The organism is Pandoraea commovens, assembly GCF_024704525.1.
Taxonomy (GTDB): Bacteria; Pseudomonadota; Gammaproteobacteria; order Burkholderiales; family Burkholderiaceae; genus Pandoraea; species Pandoraea commovens.
The window spans coordinates 3,258,403-3,272,380 of sequence record NZ_CP102780.1 but is presented as its reverse complement, the minus strand read 5'-3'; the positions used below and the strand labels follow the sequence as shown (position 1 = coordinate 3,272,380).

Sequence of the window (13,978 nt, the reverse complement as noted above, 5' to 3'; positions counted from 1 at the left end):
AGGAAACCATACGATGGGCATCTGGAACCTCTATTTCATTCTGAAGCTGTTGCTGCTGTGGGCGGGCATCCTCGGCTTTCACGTGCTGCCGAACTTCGTCTTCGCACTGTTCCTCGTGGTGCGGTTGCGCCCGCGCTGGGCGCGCATTGCACGACAGGTCATCGCCATCCCGGTCGGCGCGGCGCTGCTTTATTACGACTCGAATTTGCCGCCGTTCGGGCGCTTCATCGAACAGTTGCCTGCGCTGATGCAGTTCCGCTTCTCGTACATCATCGAACTGCTCGGCCGCTTCGTTTCGGCGCGCGACTGGTTGCTGCTCGCGATCATGGTGCTGGCCTACTGGATCGTGAACCGCTGGGTGCGTGTGACGACATTCGTCCTGCTGGCCTTGTTGATCGTGCCGGGCGTGCTGCGTGTCGGCACGCTCGTCTCAGTCTCGCCGGTCGTGGCCGCGCAGGGCGACACCACGACGTCGGCGTCCGGTGCCGCGACAGGGGCACCCGCAGCAGGTGCGGCCAGCGGCAGCAGCGAATTCCTGACGGGCGATGGCGACGTGCCGCCGGGTGCGAACCCGAACGCGGCGCTTAACAGCTTCTATTCGCGCGAACTGACGCGCTCTGTCTCGTTGCCCGCGCAGCCGGGGGCAGGTCCGGACTACGACATCATCTTCCTTCACATCTGTTCGCTCGCACAGGACGATCTCGACGCCGATAACCTCGGCAATCTGCCCTTGCTCTCGAAATTCGATTTCGTCTTCAAAAACTTCAATTCGGCCGCCAGCTATAGCGGCCCGGCGGCGATTCGCGTGCTGCGCGCCGGTTGCGGACAGCCGGAGCACAAGGCGCTGTACGACCCGGCAGGCCCGCAGTGCTACGTCATGAGCGATCTGAAGAACCTCGGTTTCACGCCGACGCTCGCAATGAACCACGACGGTCACTTCGACAACTTCATGCAGGAAGTGCAGCAGAACTTCAACGTGCAGGGCGTCACGCCCTTCGACAACACGCATGCCCGTGTGGCGATGCGCGCGTTCGACGAGACGCCGATCCGCTCCGACGGCGACGTGCTGCAATCGTGGTGGAAGCAGCGTACGGCCATGCCGGACAAGCGCGTGGCGCTTTACTACAACACGATCTCGCTGCACGACGGCAACCGTCTCGAAGGCTCGAAGCTCAGCAGCGTGCAGAGCTATCCGTTGCGCGCGAAGACGATGTTCGACGACATCGGTCAGTTCATCGACACTATCGCGAAGTCGGGACGTAAGGCGGTCGTCGTATTCGTGCCGGAGCACGGCGCAGCAATCCGCGGCAGCAAGTTGCAGATCTCCGGCATGCGTGAGATCCCGCTGCCTGAGATTACGCATGTGCCGGTGGCGGTGAAGCTCGTCGGCTTCGGCGACGGGGCTACCGCCTCGCACGGCACGCCGGTGACGATATCCACACCCACGAGCTATCTGGCGATGATGACGCTCATCTCGCATCTGATCGCCAACAACCCGTTTGCGGGCACGCCGGAGCTGGCGCAGTACGCCAACGATCTGCCACAGACGGCCTTCGTGTCGGCCAACGAGCAGACCACCGTCATGAAGTACGGCGGCAAGATGATGATCCGCGGCGCGGATGGCGTCTGGCTCGATCTGAAGTCGCTGGAATAGCGTTTGAGGCGCGTGCGCCGCGGGCGCGTTGGGCGGCGCACGTGTTTTCCCGGAATCGCGCATACTGTGCACCTTGTCCGCGACGGCGGGCATCGCTTTTCACCAGTACTTGCCTCCGGGAGTTACCGTGCAATACACGAAATTCGGCCGCACCGGCCTGACCGTTTCCCGCCTGTGCCTGGGCACCATGACGTTCGGTCTGCAAACCGAAGAAGCCGCCAGCCACGCCATTCTCGACCGCACGGCAGAGGCTGGCGTCAACTTCATCGATCTCGCCGACGTCTACCCGCTGGGGGCCGACAATTCGCTCGTCGGCCGTACCGAAGAAGTGGTGGGTCGCTGGCTCAAGGGCCGTCGCGATCAGTTCATCGTGGCGACGAAGGCCTGCGGGCAGATGGGGCCGTCGCCGTGGGACAAGGGGGCGTCGCGCAAGCACTTGCTGAGCGCCATCGACGCGTCGCTCAGCCGCATCGGCACCGATTACGTCGACCTGTATCAACTCCACTCGGACGACACCGACACGCCGATCGACGAAACGCTCGAAGCGCTCGACACCATCGTTAAGTCGGGCAGGGCCCGTTACGTCGGCGTGTCGAACTACCTTGCGTATCGTCTTGCACGTGCGCTGGGCCGCGCCGACGTGCTGCGCGTCGCGCGTTTCGTATCGGTTCAGCCGCGCTACAACCTGCTGTTCCGTCAGATCGAACGGGAACTGCTGCCGCTGGCGAGCGAAGAAGGGCTGGCCGTCATCCCCTACAACCCCCTCGCAGGCGGTCTGCTGACTGGCAAGTACCGTCACGACGCGGCGCCGACCGAAGGCCGCTTCACGTCGGCGACCGTGGGCAAGGCGGGGGCGATGTACCAGCAACGCTACTGGCATGAGCGCGAGTTCGAGACCATCGAGGCGCTCAAGGGCATTGCGAACGACGCCGGTGAGTCGCTCACGCGCCTGTCGCTCGCCTGGGTGCTGGCGAACCCGACCGTGACCTCGGCCATCATCGGCGCAAGCCGCGTCGAGCAGCTGACCGAGACGCTGGGCACCATCGACTACACGCTGCCGCCGGAACTCAAGGCAAAGCTCGACGACGCGTCGCACGCCTATCGCTGGGGCGACGCCGCACGCTGAGCGCTCGCCGCAAGCTTCGTCTCAGTCTGACGCCACAGGCCCGCTATGCCGGGCCTGTGGCGTTTTTGCGTTGCGTCAAAGGAAGGGAAGTCCGATGCCCATTTCGGCCGCACGAGGTGCGCGGAGGGTGGCTTTCGCGCCCTATCGAGCGGTATAGTGGAAGCGTCGTGCAAGGTTCGTCAGATGAAACATCGGGATGACCGGACACGCGCATGGCATTCCTTCGACTCTCAACGCGAGGCTGCTCATGACAAAACGCATTCTGCTGGCGACCGACGGTAGCGAGTCGTCACGCCGCGCATTGCGCGAGGCTGCTGCCTTTGCGCGTCACGGTGACGCGATTCGCGTCATTCACACCGTGGAAGACCCCGTCAATCTGCTGACGGCCGCCTTCGGCAAACTCATCGATCTGGAACAGGTACGCCGCGACATGCAGCGCGAAGGCGAAGAACATCTCGCACGGGCGGTGCTGTACTTGCGCGAAGAAGGCTTCGACGCGCAGGCGCATCTGCTGGACTTGCGCACCACGGGCGAAACCGTGCCTGAAGCGATGACGCGCGAAGCCATCGAGTGGGGGGCGGACATCATCGTCGTCGGAACACACGGCCGCAGTGGCGTGCGCCGGGCGATGCTCGGCAGCGTCGCGGAACAGATCCTGCGTAGCGCGGAAGTGCCGGTGATGCTGGTGGCGGGCGAGGCGCGGCCGCATCAACCGTTGCGTGCGGGCGGCCACTATGAACGTATTCTCGTCGCGCTGGACGACAGCGAGACGTCGCGGCTCGCCTTCGAATATGCGTTGGCGCTGGCGCGCACGCACGGCGCGTCGATGCGGGTGGTGCACGTGCTCGACTTACCGGGCCCGTTTCTCGCAGGTTTCGATCCGGAGCCGTTGCTCGATGCCGTGCGCGCCGTGGCCGAACAGGTGCGAAGCTGGGCGCAGAAGCGATTGAAAGAGGCGGAAGTGCCGGGCGAAATCGAGATGCGGGAGATTCAGCCGGTGGGTGAGGGCGTGGCGGATCAGATCATTGCTGCGGGCCGCGATGCCGACGTCGACCTGATCGTGCTGGGCACGCACGGCCGACGCGGATTCCGGCGCTTCACGCTAGGCAGCGTGGCGGAAGATACGGCCCGTCATGCGGGCCGTCCGGTACTGCTGTTGCCTGCACACGCGCCGTCGACCAAGTAAGCCGGACGGCGCGAGGTCGACGTGATCAGCCAAGCTCGGTCAGCAGCGTCTTGAGCGGCGTGGCGGCATCGGCCAGACGCGCCGGATCGACCACCGCACGGCGGCCGACGAGTTCGCGCGCCGTCATGAATTCCTGCGCGCGGTTGATGCTCGCAGCGGCCACGATCGCGCCATCGCGCAGGTAGAACAGCATGAAGACGGCAGCGCCCTGTGCGTCAGGCAGGCGGCGTTCGATTACGGCGTCGTGGCCATCGGTCATGCCGACCATCTGCAACTTCGCGTTGAACTGATCCGACCAGAACCACGGAGCGGTCGCGACGGCCTTCGGTGCGTCTCCATGCACGACGCTGGCCGCCACCTTCGCCATTTCGCTGGCGCTCGGCACCGATTCCAGACGGATGCGACGGCCGAGTGCCGGGTGTTCGTGATGCGCGCAATCGCCTACGGCAAGAATCGCCGGATCGCTGGTGCGGGCAAATTCGTCCACGACGATGCCGTTGTCGACGGCCAGACCGGCGGCGTGCGCGAGTTCGGCGTTCGGGATCAGACCGATACCGACGACGACCACGTCCGCTTCCAGACGCTTTTCCCCGGCCACCACGGCCACCACATTGCCAGCGGCATCCTGTTCGAGGGCGGTGACGCCCACGCCCACTTGCACGTCCACACCGTTCTCGCGGTGCAGCGTTGCGAAGAAGTCCGCGAGATCCGCTTCGGCCACGCGGGCAAGCAGACGCGGCGCGGCTTCGAGCACCGTCACCGAAGCGCCTGCCTTGACGGCGCTTGCCGCCACTTCCAGACCGATGTAACCGCCGCCGACGACCACGACGCGCTTACCCGGCGTGAGCGCTTCACGCAGGCGCTGAGCATCGGCGATGTTGCGCAGGTAGTAGACGTTGGACGCATCGCCGCCGGGAATCGGCAGGTGACGCACACGTCCGCCGAGCGCGAGCACGAGATGGTCGTAACCGAGCGTCTGGCCGTCGTCGAACGAGACGGTGCGCGCGGTGCGGTCGATGGCGGTGGCCGTCACGCCGAGACGCACGTCGATCTCGGCTTTCTCATAGGCGTCGGCCGGGCGGATCAGCAGACTGGCTTCGTCGGCCTGACCGGCGAGGAACGCTTTCGAGAGGGGCGGACGGCGATACGGCAGGTGCGTTTCGCTGCCAGCAAGCACGATGCGGCCGGTGTAGCCGAGCTGGCGCAGCGCGAGGGCGGTTTCGCCGCCGGCTTGACCGGCGCCGAGAATGACGGTGGTGGAGGTGGCTTCGGACATGGAATTGGAGACGTAGGAAGCTTGAACAAAGCGAGTGAATTTGGCCGCCAGTGTAATGCATCGGCGCCGTCAAAGCGTCTCGGATACCGTCAGATGGCGCTTGTGTCTCTCGATCTGGCGCATCCGGGCACGTAGCGCAGCGCGCTGACGTCGCGCAGACGTCGTGCGTTTAGCTCGCCCGGCACACGGGTTTGGTCAGGCAAAACCCCGTCGGAACCCTCGTCGTCTCGCGACGTTCGAGCATCCATGCGGGCTGCGGGCCGGTTTCGGACGCGCTTGCATGAGGGTCGGTTTTCAGGCGTAGAGTGATTTCGTCGCGCAACATTGCCGCCGATGGAGGGACACCATGGCCTGGACTAAAGAACAGAAGCATGTGGTAACGGCAAGCTATCTTGGGTGGACGCTCGACGCGTTCGATTTCTTCCTGATGGTGTTCGTGCTCAAGGACATCGCAAAGGAGTTCAATACCGAGCTGGGCAGCGTGGCGTTCGCGCTGTTGCTCACGCTGGCGATGCGTCCGGTCGGCGCATTCATCTTCGGTCGACTGGGGGACAAAGTCGGCCGCCGCCCGGCCATGATGGCAAGCGTGCTGCTGTACGCGTTGCTTGAGCTGGCCTCTGGCTTCGCACCGAGTCTCACGGTCCTGCTGATCCTGCGCGCGCTCTTCGGTATCGCGATGGGCGGCGAGTGGGGGGTGGGGGCAGCGCTCACGATGGAGAGCGTGCCGACGCACTCGCGCGGCATCGTCTCCGGGCTGTTGCAAGCGGGGTATCCGAGCGGGTATTTGCTGGCGTCGGTGGTCTACGGGCTCTTCTACGACAGCATTGGCTGGCGCGGCATGTTCTTCGTCGGCGTACTCCCGGCGTTGCTCGTGCTCTACATCCGACGGCACGTGCCTGAGTCGCCCGCCTGGCGCAAGGGCGAGGCAACCAGCACTGCGCCGCGCGCCAATTTCGTGCAGGTGCTGTCGCGCGATTGGAAACTGGCGCTGTACGCCATCGTGCTGATGACGGCCTTCAACTTCTTCTCGCATGGCACGCAGGATCTGTATCCGACCTTCCTGCAAGTGCAGCACAAGTTCGATACCCACACCGTGAGCTGGATCGCCATCACGTATAACATCGGCGCCATCATCGGCGGGCTGTTCTTCGGTGCGATTTCGGAGAAGATCGGACGCCGTCGCGCCATCATCATTGCGTCGCTGATTGCGCTACCGGTGCTGCCGTTGTGGGCGTTTTCCAGCGGTGCCGTGCTGCTGGCGATCGGTGCGTTCCTCATGCAGATTTCGGTGCAGGGGGCATGGGGCGTGATTCCTGCACACCTCAACGAGCTGTCGCCCGACGAGATTCGTGCCACGTTCCCGGGGCTCGTCTATCAGTTGGGCAATTTGTTTGCGTCGGTCAACGGGAATCTGCAGGCGAGCATCGCGAAGGCGCACGACGGCAACTTCGGATTGGCGATGGCGCTGGTGGCCGGGACGGTCGCGGTGGTGATCGCCGTCATGATCTACTTCGGACGCGAGCGGCGCGGTGTGGTGCTGGGTACAGGTGCCGATACGCCGCAGGCAGGGACGATGCCGCCGGGCGCATCGATGTCGCACTAGCGCGATAACGATCGGTGCGTGCCGGAGATGACTGCACCGGCATGCACCGCGCCGCCATTCGACCGTCGGTTCATTCGTTCGCTTGTGGCGGTGTGAAGAACACCATCTCGACTTGCTTGAGCAAGGCCGGGCCGAAGGCTTCGCCGCCGACTTCCGGTGCGATCACCTGCATGAGCACCGGTGAGCCGGGCGGCGGATGCAGTGCATGGGCGAGTACGCAGAAGTACATCGCCGGATGCTCGGCGCGAATCACGCCCGCCGCCATCCCTTCCACGATGAGCTTCTCCATACAGTTGTAGACCGGTTCGAGCAGGTGGCGGTAAAGCACCGCGCCACGCTCGCCCGTCTCGGACGCATGCAGCGAAATGAAACACTTGTGTTCGGGGTGCTGGACCGCGTAGGCCGCGATGAGCCCGATGGCGTCGCGAAGGCGGTCTCTGACCGGCCGCGTTTCGTCCACCGAAATCGCGCGGAGCGTTTCGACGGGAGCGGCCAGCGCGGCTTCGAGCGTATCGACGCAGGCGCGCCAAAGCTGTTCTTTCGAGCCGAAGTGCACGCGCACGAGGCTCGCGTCGACCTTGGCGGCCGCCGCGATACCGCGCAGGTTCGCGCCGTCGTAGCCGAGGTGCGAGAAAGCGTCGATGGCCGCGTCGAGCAAGGCTGCGCGGCCATCGGGGAGGTGTTTGGGGCGTCGGCCCCGGGTCGTGGTTCGGGTGGTCATCGTCTGGCTACGTCTTGCGACGGGGCCGGTTGTGCCGCAGCCGGGGCCTGCGCTGGGGCAGCGTCGGCGGGCTCGGGCGGCACGCCCATCGCGTAAAACAGTAGCGCAGTATCCGACAAACGCGCGCCGGTTGCACGCACCGTCGTCAGGTAGGCGTTCCAGTACTGCTGTTCGCGCCCGCGCGCGGACGACACCGGCAAGGCCCCCAGACGCACCCGTGCCGCTGTATCGCGATAGATCTGCTCGGCGGCCGCACTGGCGCTATCGGCGTGTAGCAGCGACGTATTGTCCGCTTCGAGCGACGCCAGCGTGTCCGCCACGTTCTTGAACGCCGTCAGCACGGTCTGCTTGTACTGTTCGACGGCTGCCTCGTACGTCGCCTGTGCCGCGCGACGCTGCGCAAGCAACGCACCGCCGTGGAAGATCGGCTGTGAGATCGACGCTGCGATGCTCCACAGCGACCCGGCGTTGGACATCACGGTCGGCCAGTTGAAGCCGCCTTTGCCCATCGAAGCGCTGAGCGACAAGCTTGGGAACATTTGCGCGGTCGCCACGCCAACCTCGGCCGACGCCGCCTTGAGCGCCATCTCCGCGGCCTGAATGTCGGGGCGCGATTGCAGCAGCGTCGACGGCACCGACACCGGCACGGTGCGCGGCACCTTCAGCTCGCCGAGCGCCAGATCGTCCGGGGCCTGATCGGGCGTACGGCCGAGCAGGACAGCGAGCGCATGGCGCGTCGATTGCCACTGCGCGCGCAGCCCGGGGAGCGACGCGGCCAGCGATTCGGCATTCTGGGCAGACGCCAGCGCATCGGCGCGCGACACCGCGCCGAGGGCTTCGCGTCGGGCCATATCGGTGGCATCCGCCTGCGCCAGCTCGACCAGTCGCTCGGTCGCTTTGACTTGCGCCCCGAGCACCGACGCGCCAATCGCGCCGGAGACGATGTTCGCTGCGAGCGCCTGACGCGCCGATTCCAGTTGGAACGCCTGCTGATCGACTTGCGCGGCGAGCGACGCGTTGGCGAAGCGCGACGCCCCGAAGAAGTCGAACGTATAGCGCGCCTGAATCTGTCCGACGAACATGTTGTAGAGCGCCGTCGGCGGCCGGAGGTTCGGAATGCCGAGATTGCGTTCGCGGGCCACTTCCCCGCCAAGGTCGATGGAGGGGAACAGCGACGAACCGATCTGCGCCTTCAATTGCTCGCGCGCTGCTTGCAGAGCATGGTCGGACGCCGCCAGATTCGGACTGTTGCGCAGGCCTTCGTCGACCAGTGCGTTGAGTTTGTCCGACTCGTAGGCTTTCCACCAGGCTTTCACCGGCGGGGCGCCCACATCGAAGCGTTGCGAAGCGCCTTGCGCCGTGACTGTGCGCTCGGGCAGGGCGTTCGCGCCGTAATGAGACGGCGAGGGCATCACTGGCGGCTTGTCGCCCGGCGTGAACGAGCAGGCACTCAGCCAGAACATGGGGGCGAGCGGGGCGCACCGCAGTGCGCGTGAAACGATGCGCGAAGTCATGAGCGGTCTCCTTGCGAACTGTCGGACGATGCCTGCGACGGATGATCGGCACGTTCGTCGTGACGCACACGGAACGCCGTCGCATACAACGCTGGCAGGAAGAACACGGTAAGAATGGTCGCGCTGGTGATGCCGCCCATCAGCGCCGTCGCCATCGGTCCGAAGAAGTTGCTGCGCAGCAGCGGAATCAACGCGAGCACGGCGGCAGCGGCGGTGAGCGTAATCGGACGGAAGCGTCGCACTGTCGCACTGACGATGGCGTCGAAGCGTGGGTGTCCGGCCGAGACGTCCTGCTCGATCTGATCGACCAGAATCACCGAGTTACGCATGATGATCCCGAACATGGCGATCACACCGAGCATCGCAACGAAGCCAAACGGTTTGCCGAACAGCAGCAGTGTGGCGACGACCCCGATCATGCCGAGCGGCGCGGTCAGCACCACCAGCATGGTGCGCGCGAAGCTCTGCAACTGAATCATCAGCAGCGTGAGCACCGCGATCACCATGATCGGCATTTGCGCATTAATCGATGCCTGACCCTTGCCCGACTCTTCGACCGATCCGCCGATCTCGATGCGATAACCGACTGGCAGTGCGCGACGGATATCGCCGAGCTTCTTGTAGACGGCTTCGGTCACGTCGATGCCTTGCTTGCCTGCACGCACGTCGGAGCGCACGGTGATGGTCGGCTGACGGTCGCGCTCCCAGATCACGCCGTATTCCAGTTCGTCCACCACACGGCCGAGCGTGGCGAGCGGCACCGGGCCATTGGGCGTGGGCATGGCCAGCGTTGCAAGCTTCGCCGGGTCAACGCGTTCGGCCTTCGGCGAGCGCAGCGTGATCGAGATCAGCTTGTCGCGTTCGCGGTACTGACTGATGTCGTAGCCCGTGAGCGTCATGGCGATGAAGTTCGCGATGTCCGAGGAACTGACGTTCAACGCACGCGCCTTCTGCTGATCCACTTCGAAGCGCACCGAGCGTTGCGACGGCTCGTCCCAGTCGAACTGGACGTCGACCGTATCGCCGTTGTTTCGCATTACGTCCGCCACTTGCTCGGAGATCTTGCGCACGGTGCCGATGTCGTCGCCGCTAACGCGGAACTGCACCGGGAAGCCGACCGGCGGCCCGTTCTCTAGGCGCGACAGACGGGTGCGCACGCCCGGCATGGCCTCGCGCAGCTTCGGTTCGAGCCACTGCGCGAGCGCCTCGCGCTCTTCCACCGATTTCGCGGTGATCACGAGCTGCGCGAAGTTCGGCGTGGGCAGTTGCTGGTCGAGCGGCAGATAGAAGCGGGGCGCACCGGTGCCCACGAAGCTCACCGTGTGATCGATCTCCTTACGGCCTTCGAGCAGCTTTTCGAGGCGTTCCGTCTCGCGCAGCGTGGCCTGATACGACGCGCCTTCCTGCAGGCGCAAGTCCACCATCAGTTCAGGCCGGTCGGAGCTTGGGAAGAACTGCTGCGGCACCAGCGAGAAGCCTGCCATCGCAATCAGGAACAGCACGACAGTGATGATGAGCACGATGAACTTGCGCTCGATGCACCACGTGAGCCAGCCGCGCAGTCGGTTGTAGAACTTCGTGTCGTAGACCTCGTGCTCGTGATCGTCGCCATGATGGGCTTCGCGTGGGCGCTCCGGCAGCATCTTGTAGCCGAGCAGGGGAATGAGCACCACGGCCGCAAGCCACGACGCGAGCAGGGCAATCGCCGAGACTTCGAAGATCGAGCGGGTGTATTCGCCGGTGCTCGACTTGGCGAGCGCGATCGGCAGGAAGCCGGAGACGGTCACGAGCGTGCCGGTGAGCATCGGGAACGCCGTGCTGGTGTACGCGAACGCGGCGGCGCGCTTGCGATCCCAACCCTGCGCGAGCTTCACCGCCATCATTTCGACGGCGATGATCGCATCGTCCACCAACAGACCGAGCGCGAGAATCAGCGTGCCGAGCGAGACCTTATGCAGCCCGATGTCAAAGATGTACATGAACAACGACGTGACGGCGAGCACGACCGGAATCGAAATCACCACCACCATGCCCGTGCGGAAACCGAGCGAGACGAGGCTTACGACCAGCACGATAGCGACGGCTTCGGCCACGGCTTCGAGGAAGTCGTCGACCGAGTGCGACACGGACTGCGACATGCTCGCGACTTCCGTCAGCTTCAACCCGGCGGGCAACTGCGCGCGCAACTCGCCCATAGTGTTGGTAAGCGCTTTGCCAAGGTGGATGACGTCCTGCCCCTTTTGCATCGTGATACCGATGCCGAGTACAGGTTTGCCGCCAAAGCGCATTTCCGAGACGGGCGGATCGACGTAGCCACGCTTGATCGTCGCAATGTCACCGAGGCGGAACGTGCGATTGTTCACGCGGATGAGCGTGTCGGCGAGTTCGTCGACATTGCGGTACTGACCGCTCGGGCGCACGACCACGCGATCGTTCGGCGCTTCGATGGTGCCTGCCGGTGAGACCGCGTTCTGACCGTTGACGGCCTGCGCAATCTGGTTCGGCGAGATACCGAGACGGGTGAGTTGCGTGTTGCTGATTTCGACGTAGATGCGCTGATCCTGATCGCCGAAGTAGTCGACCTTCGCCACGCCGGGCACGCGCAACAGTACGGTGCGCAACGCGTCGGCGTAGTCACGCAACTGGGCAGGGCCGAAGCCGTCGCCTTCGAGCGTGAAGATGTGCGTGTAGACGTCGCCGAATTCGTCGTTAAAGAACGGCCCCTGCACGCCCTGCGGCAGCGTGTAGGCAATGTCGCCGACCTTTTTGCGAACCTGGTACCACTCTTCGGGCACCTCGTTGGGCGGCGCGGAATCCTTCATCGAGAAGAACAACAAGGACTCGCCCGGGCGCGAATAGCTGCGCTGGAAGTCGATGTTGGGCATCTCCTGAAGCTTGCGTGCGATCCGGTCGGTGACTTGCTCCTGCACCTGCTTGGCGGTCGCGCCCGGCCAGAACGTGCGAATCACCATCACGCGGAAGGTGAACGGCGGATCCTCCGATTGCGCGAGACGCGAGTAGGCCAGAATGCCGAAGATCGTCGCCATCGCAATCAGGAAGATCACGAGCGATTTGTGACGTAACGCCCACGCCGAGAGGTTGAAATGCCCCTCTTCGTGACGATAGTCCTTCGGTGCTTCGGTGGAGGTGGCTGGACCCGTTTGCGGATCCTGGGGTACGGGCGGCTTCCCGTCCTGCGTGCTCATGACGCGAAGTCCTCAGGATGCAGCGGCGCGACCACGCGTACTTTCTGACCGGCAGTCACGGTGTGCACGCCTTGCCAGACGATGCGCTCGCCGGGCTCGATGCCCCCAGCGACCGTGACGGTGCGCTCGCCATAGCGAACGATCGTCACGCGGCGCAGAGCGAGCGTGTCGTCCTGCTTGACGACCCACACGGCAGGTTGATTGCCATCGTGGAAGAGTGCGGTGGAGGGCAGGGTGATCGGCTGCGCATTGGCGACAGCCGCGGCCGTCGCGCCGGAAGCCGCCGCCGGTGCAGACGCATTCGCCACGGGGGCGGCGCCCCTCGGTAGCGGCTGGGCGAAGGCGACGTTGGCCGTCATGCCGAGTTTGACCTCGTTGCCGGGTGACAGCAGCGAGAGCTTCGCGCGATACGTGCGGCTCATCGGATCGGCAGCGGGCGAGATTTCGCGCACGCGTGCCTGCCATGTCTTGCCTGGAATCGCAGGGAGAGAAACCGTGGCCGTCTGCCCGATGCGGAACGCGCCGAGCGCAACTTCGGGGACGTCGGCAATCACATCGACATCACCTGTCCAGGCCAGTTGGTACACCGGCTGACCGGCGCTGACATTCTGTCCGGTGTCGGCTTGTTCGGCGGTGATGACGCCGTCACGGTCCGCCTTGAGATTGCCGTAGCTCAACTGGTCACCGGCAAGGGCGGCCTGTTGCGTGGCCTGATTGCGCTGCGCGAGGGCGCTGGCATATGCGTTCTCGGACTGTTCGAGCTGCGCGGGGGCGATCAGACTCTCGCGCGCCTGCGCGCGGTCGCGGTTGACCGTTTGCGTCGCGTAATCGAGTTGATGCTGGGCGGCGTCGAGCTGTGCACGCGCGCTGGCGGCATTCTTCGACAAGTCGGCGGGGTCGAGTCTGGCGACGACCTGACCGGCCTTGACGGCGTCGCCAAGGCGCACCGAGCGATCGACGATCTTGCCTGCCACACGGAACGACAGCGGCGTGGTGTAACGCGCTTCGATTTGCGCGGGCAGCGAGGCAATCGGCGTTTGTTCGGTGAGCTTCGCGGCGACGGCGACGACCGGTCGCGGCGGCGGCTCCGGCGGTGCCTTGCGTGAGCAGGCAGCTAACGCGGCGGCGGCGATGGCGGTGGTGGCGACCGCCAGCACGAGCCGGCGTCGGGGGGCGGTATCAGCGGTATCGGGCAGAAAGGACATCATGCGCTCGTGACCCACAAAATAGGAATTCGGGTAGGAAAAACAACGAGTTACGACGACTTCAACGACGTGATCGCATTGTGGTGTCCGCCCCGAGGACGGCCGTCTCCGCGCGATCCGGAAAAAATCTACAGGCGATGATATATGGATTGCCGGTGCGCTGCAACGGCCGCGAAAGGGCTCGACGCGCACCCCTGTGACTATCGATAGGGGCGGGTCATTGGATTGTTGTCGATGAGGTGCGAATGACCAACCAACAAATTATTTTGGAGTACGATGCCTGACAGGCGTACCCGCAAGCGTGTACGCGAATGCGGTGTCAGCAGATCGTCATATTGCATGCAATCGACGCGGTGACGATGCGTGCTGACGCGCATGTCAGAAAGGCTACTCTCCGGGACAAATTGTCACAACCAAGGAACGTTGTCGCGCACATCGAGTCGCACTCGGGCCAGTTGCAATGACTGGCGACATCGCAGCGTTGACA

9 protein-coding genes are annotated in these 13,978 nt (G+C 64.6%); 4 read left to right on the top strand and 5 right to left on the bottom strand.

The window, feature by feature from the left end; all coding sequences use genetic code 11:
* The first annotated feature begins 13 nt into the window (after positions 1–13).
* The 3 genes from bcsG to NTU39_RS15015 all read left to right on the top strand — a co-directional run bounded on the left by bcsG (position 14) and on the right by NTU39_RS15015 (position 3,966).
* A complete protein-coding gene (gene bcsG, locus NTU39_RS15025; RefSeq protein WP_150662878.1) occupies positions 14–1,654 on the top strand; it encodes a cellulose biosynthesis protein BcsG in 1,641 nt (546 codons plus the stop codon).
* A 127-nt stretch (positions 1,655–1,781) separates the two neighbouring features.
* The gene (locus tag NTU39_RS15020) at positions 1,782–2,780 is read left to right on the top strand and encodes an aldo/keto reductase (RefSeq protein WP_150662877.1); all 999 of its coding nucleotides are present in this window, start codon (positions 1,782–1,784) and stop codon (positions 2,778–2,780) included.
* 247 nt (positions 2,781–3,027) lie between these two features.
* Positions 3,028–3,966, top strand: a complete 939-nt coding sequence (locus tag NTU39_RS15015; RefSeq protein ID WP_174984247.1) for a universal stress protein — start codon at positions 3,028–3,030, stop codon at positions 3,964–3,966.
* A gap of 25 nt (positions 3,967–3,991) precedes the next feature.
* On the opposite strand, the gene NTU39_RS15010 is transcribed toward NTU39_RS15015, so the two are convergent.
* Positions 3,992–5,242: an NAD(P)/FAD-dependent oxidoreductase gene (locus tag NTU39_RS15010; protein ID WP_150662875.1), complete on the bottom strand. Its 1,251-nt coding sequence runs from the start codon at positions 5,240–5,242 to the stop codon at positions 3,992–3,994.
* A gap of 346 nt (positions 5,243–5,588) precedes the next feature.
* Between NTU39_RS15010 and NTU39_RS15005 the strand changes: the two genes are divergently transcribed.
* Positions 5,589–6,845, top strand: coding sequence for an MFS transporter (locus tag NTU39_RS15005; protein ID WP_150662874.1), 1,257 nt, complete (start codon positions 5,589–5,591; stop codon positions 6,843–6,845).
* A gap of 70 nt (positions 6,846–6,915) precedes the next feature.
* On the opposite strand, the gene NTU39_RS15000 is transcribed toward NTU39_RS15005, so the two are convergent.
* From NTU39_RS15000 to NTU39_RS14985, 4 genes are read right to left on the bottom strand one after another with little or no spacing between them, the layout of a single operon-like run.
* Positions 6,916–7,566 carry a TetR/AcrR family transcriptional regulator gene (locus tag NTU39_RS15000; RefSeq protein ID WP_150662873.1) on the bottom strand — a complete coding sequence of 217 codons (651 nt, stop codon included), beginning with the start codon at positions 7,564–7,566 and terminating at the stop codon, positions 6,916–6,918.
* Positions 7,563–9,080, bottom strand: coding sequence for an efflux transporter outer membrane subunit (locus tag NTU39_RS14995; RefSeq protein ID WP_257957964.1), 1,518 nt, complete (start codon positions 9,078–9,080; stop codon positions 7,563–7,565). The genes NTU39_RS15000 and NTU39_RS14995 overlap by 4 nt, the downstream gene beginning before the upstream one ends.
* A complete protein-coding gene (locus tag NTU39_RS14990; RefSeq protein ID WP_257957963.1) occupies positions 9,077–12,286 on the bottom strand; it encodes an efflux RND transporter permease subunit in 3,210 nt (1,069 codons plus the stop codon). The genes NTU39_RS14995 and NTU39_RS14990 overlap by 4 nt, the downstream gene beginning before the upstream one ends.
* Positions 12,283–13,494 (bottom strand): efflux RND transporter periplasmic adaptor subunit, encoded by a 1,212-nt coding sequence (locus tag NTU39_RS14985; protein ID WP_246184419.1) that lies wholly within the window; start codon positions 13,492–13,494, stop codon positions 12,283–12,285. The genes NTU39_RS14990 and NTU39_RS14985 overlap by 4 nt, the downstream gene beginning before the upstream one ends.
* Positions 13,495–13,978 lie beyond the last annotated feature (484 nt).

Bases quoted from the DNA above. Each gene is read 5' to 3' on its own strand.
- NTU39_RS14985 (WP_246184419.1), bottom strand. From the start codon at position 13,494: ATGATGTCCTTTCTGCCCGATACCGCTGATACCGCCCCCCGACGCCGG.
- bcsG (WP_150662878.1), top strand. From the start codon at position 14: ATGGGCATCTGGAACCTCTATTTCATTCTGAAGCTGTTGCTGCTGTGG.
- NTU39_RS15005 (WP_150662874.1), top strand. From the start codon at position 5,589: ATGGCCTGGACTAAAGAACAGAAGCATGTGGTAACGGCAAGCTATCTT.
- NTU39_RS14990 (WP_257957963.1), bottom strand. From the start codon at position 12,286: ATGAGCACGCAGGACGGGAAGCCGCCCGTACCCCAGGATCCGCAAACG.
- NTU39_RS14995 (WP_257957964.1), bottom strand. From the start codon at position 9,080: ATGACTTCGCGCATCGTTTCACGCGCACTGCGGTGCGCCCCGCTCGCC.
- NTU39_RS15010 (WP_150662875.1), bottom strand. From the start codon at position 5,242: ATGTCCGAAGCCACCTCCACCACCGTCATTCTCGGCGCCGGTCAAGCC.
- NTU39_RS15015 (WP_174984247.1), top strand. From the start codon at position 3,028: ATGACAAAACGCATTCTGCTGGCGACCGACGGTAGCGAGTCGTCACGC.
- NTU39_RS15000 (WP_150662873.1), bottom strand. From the start codon at position 7,566: ATGACCACCCGAACCACGACCCGGGGCCGACGCCCCAAACACCTCCCC.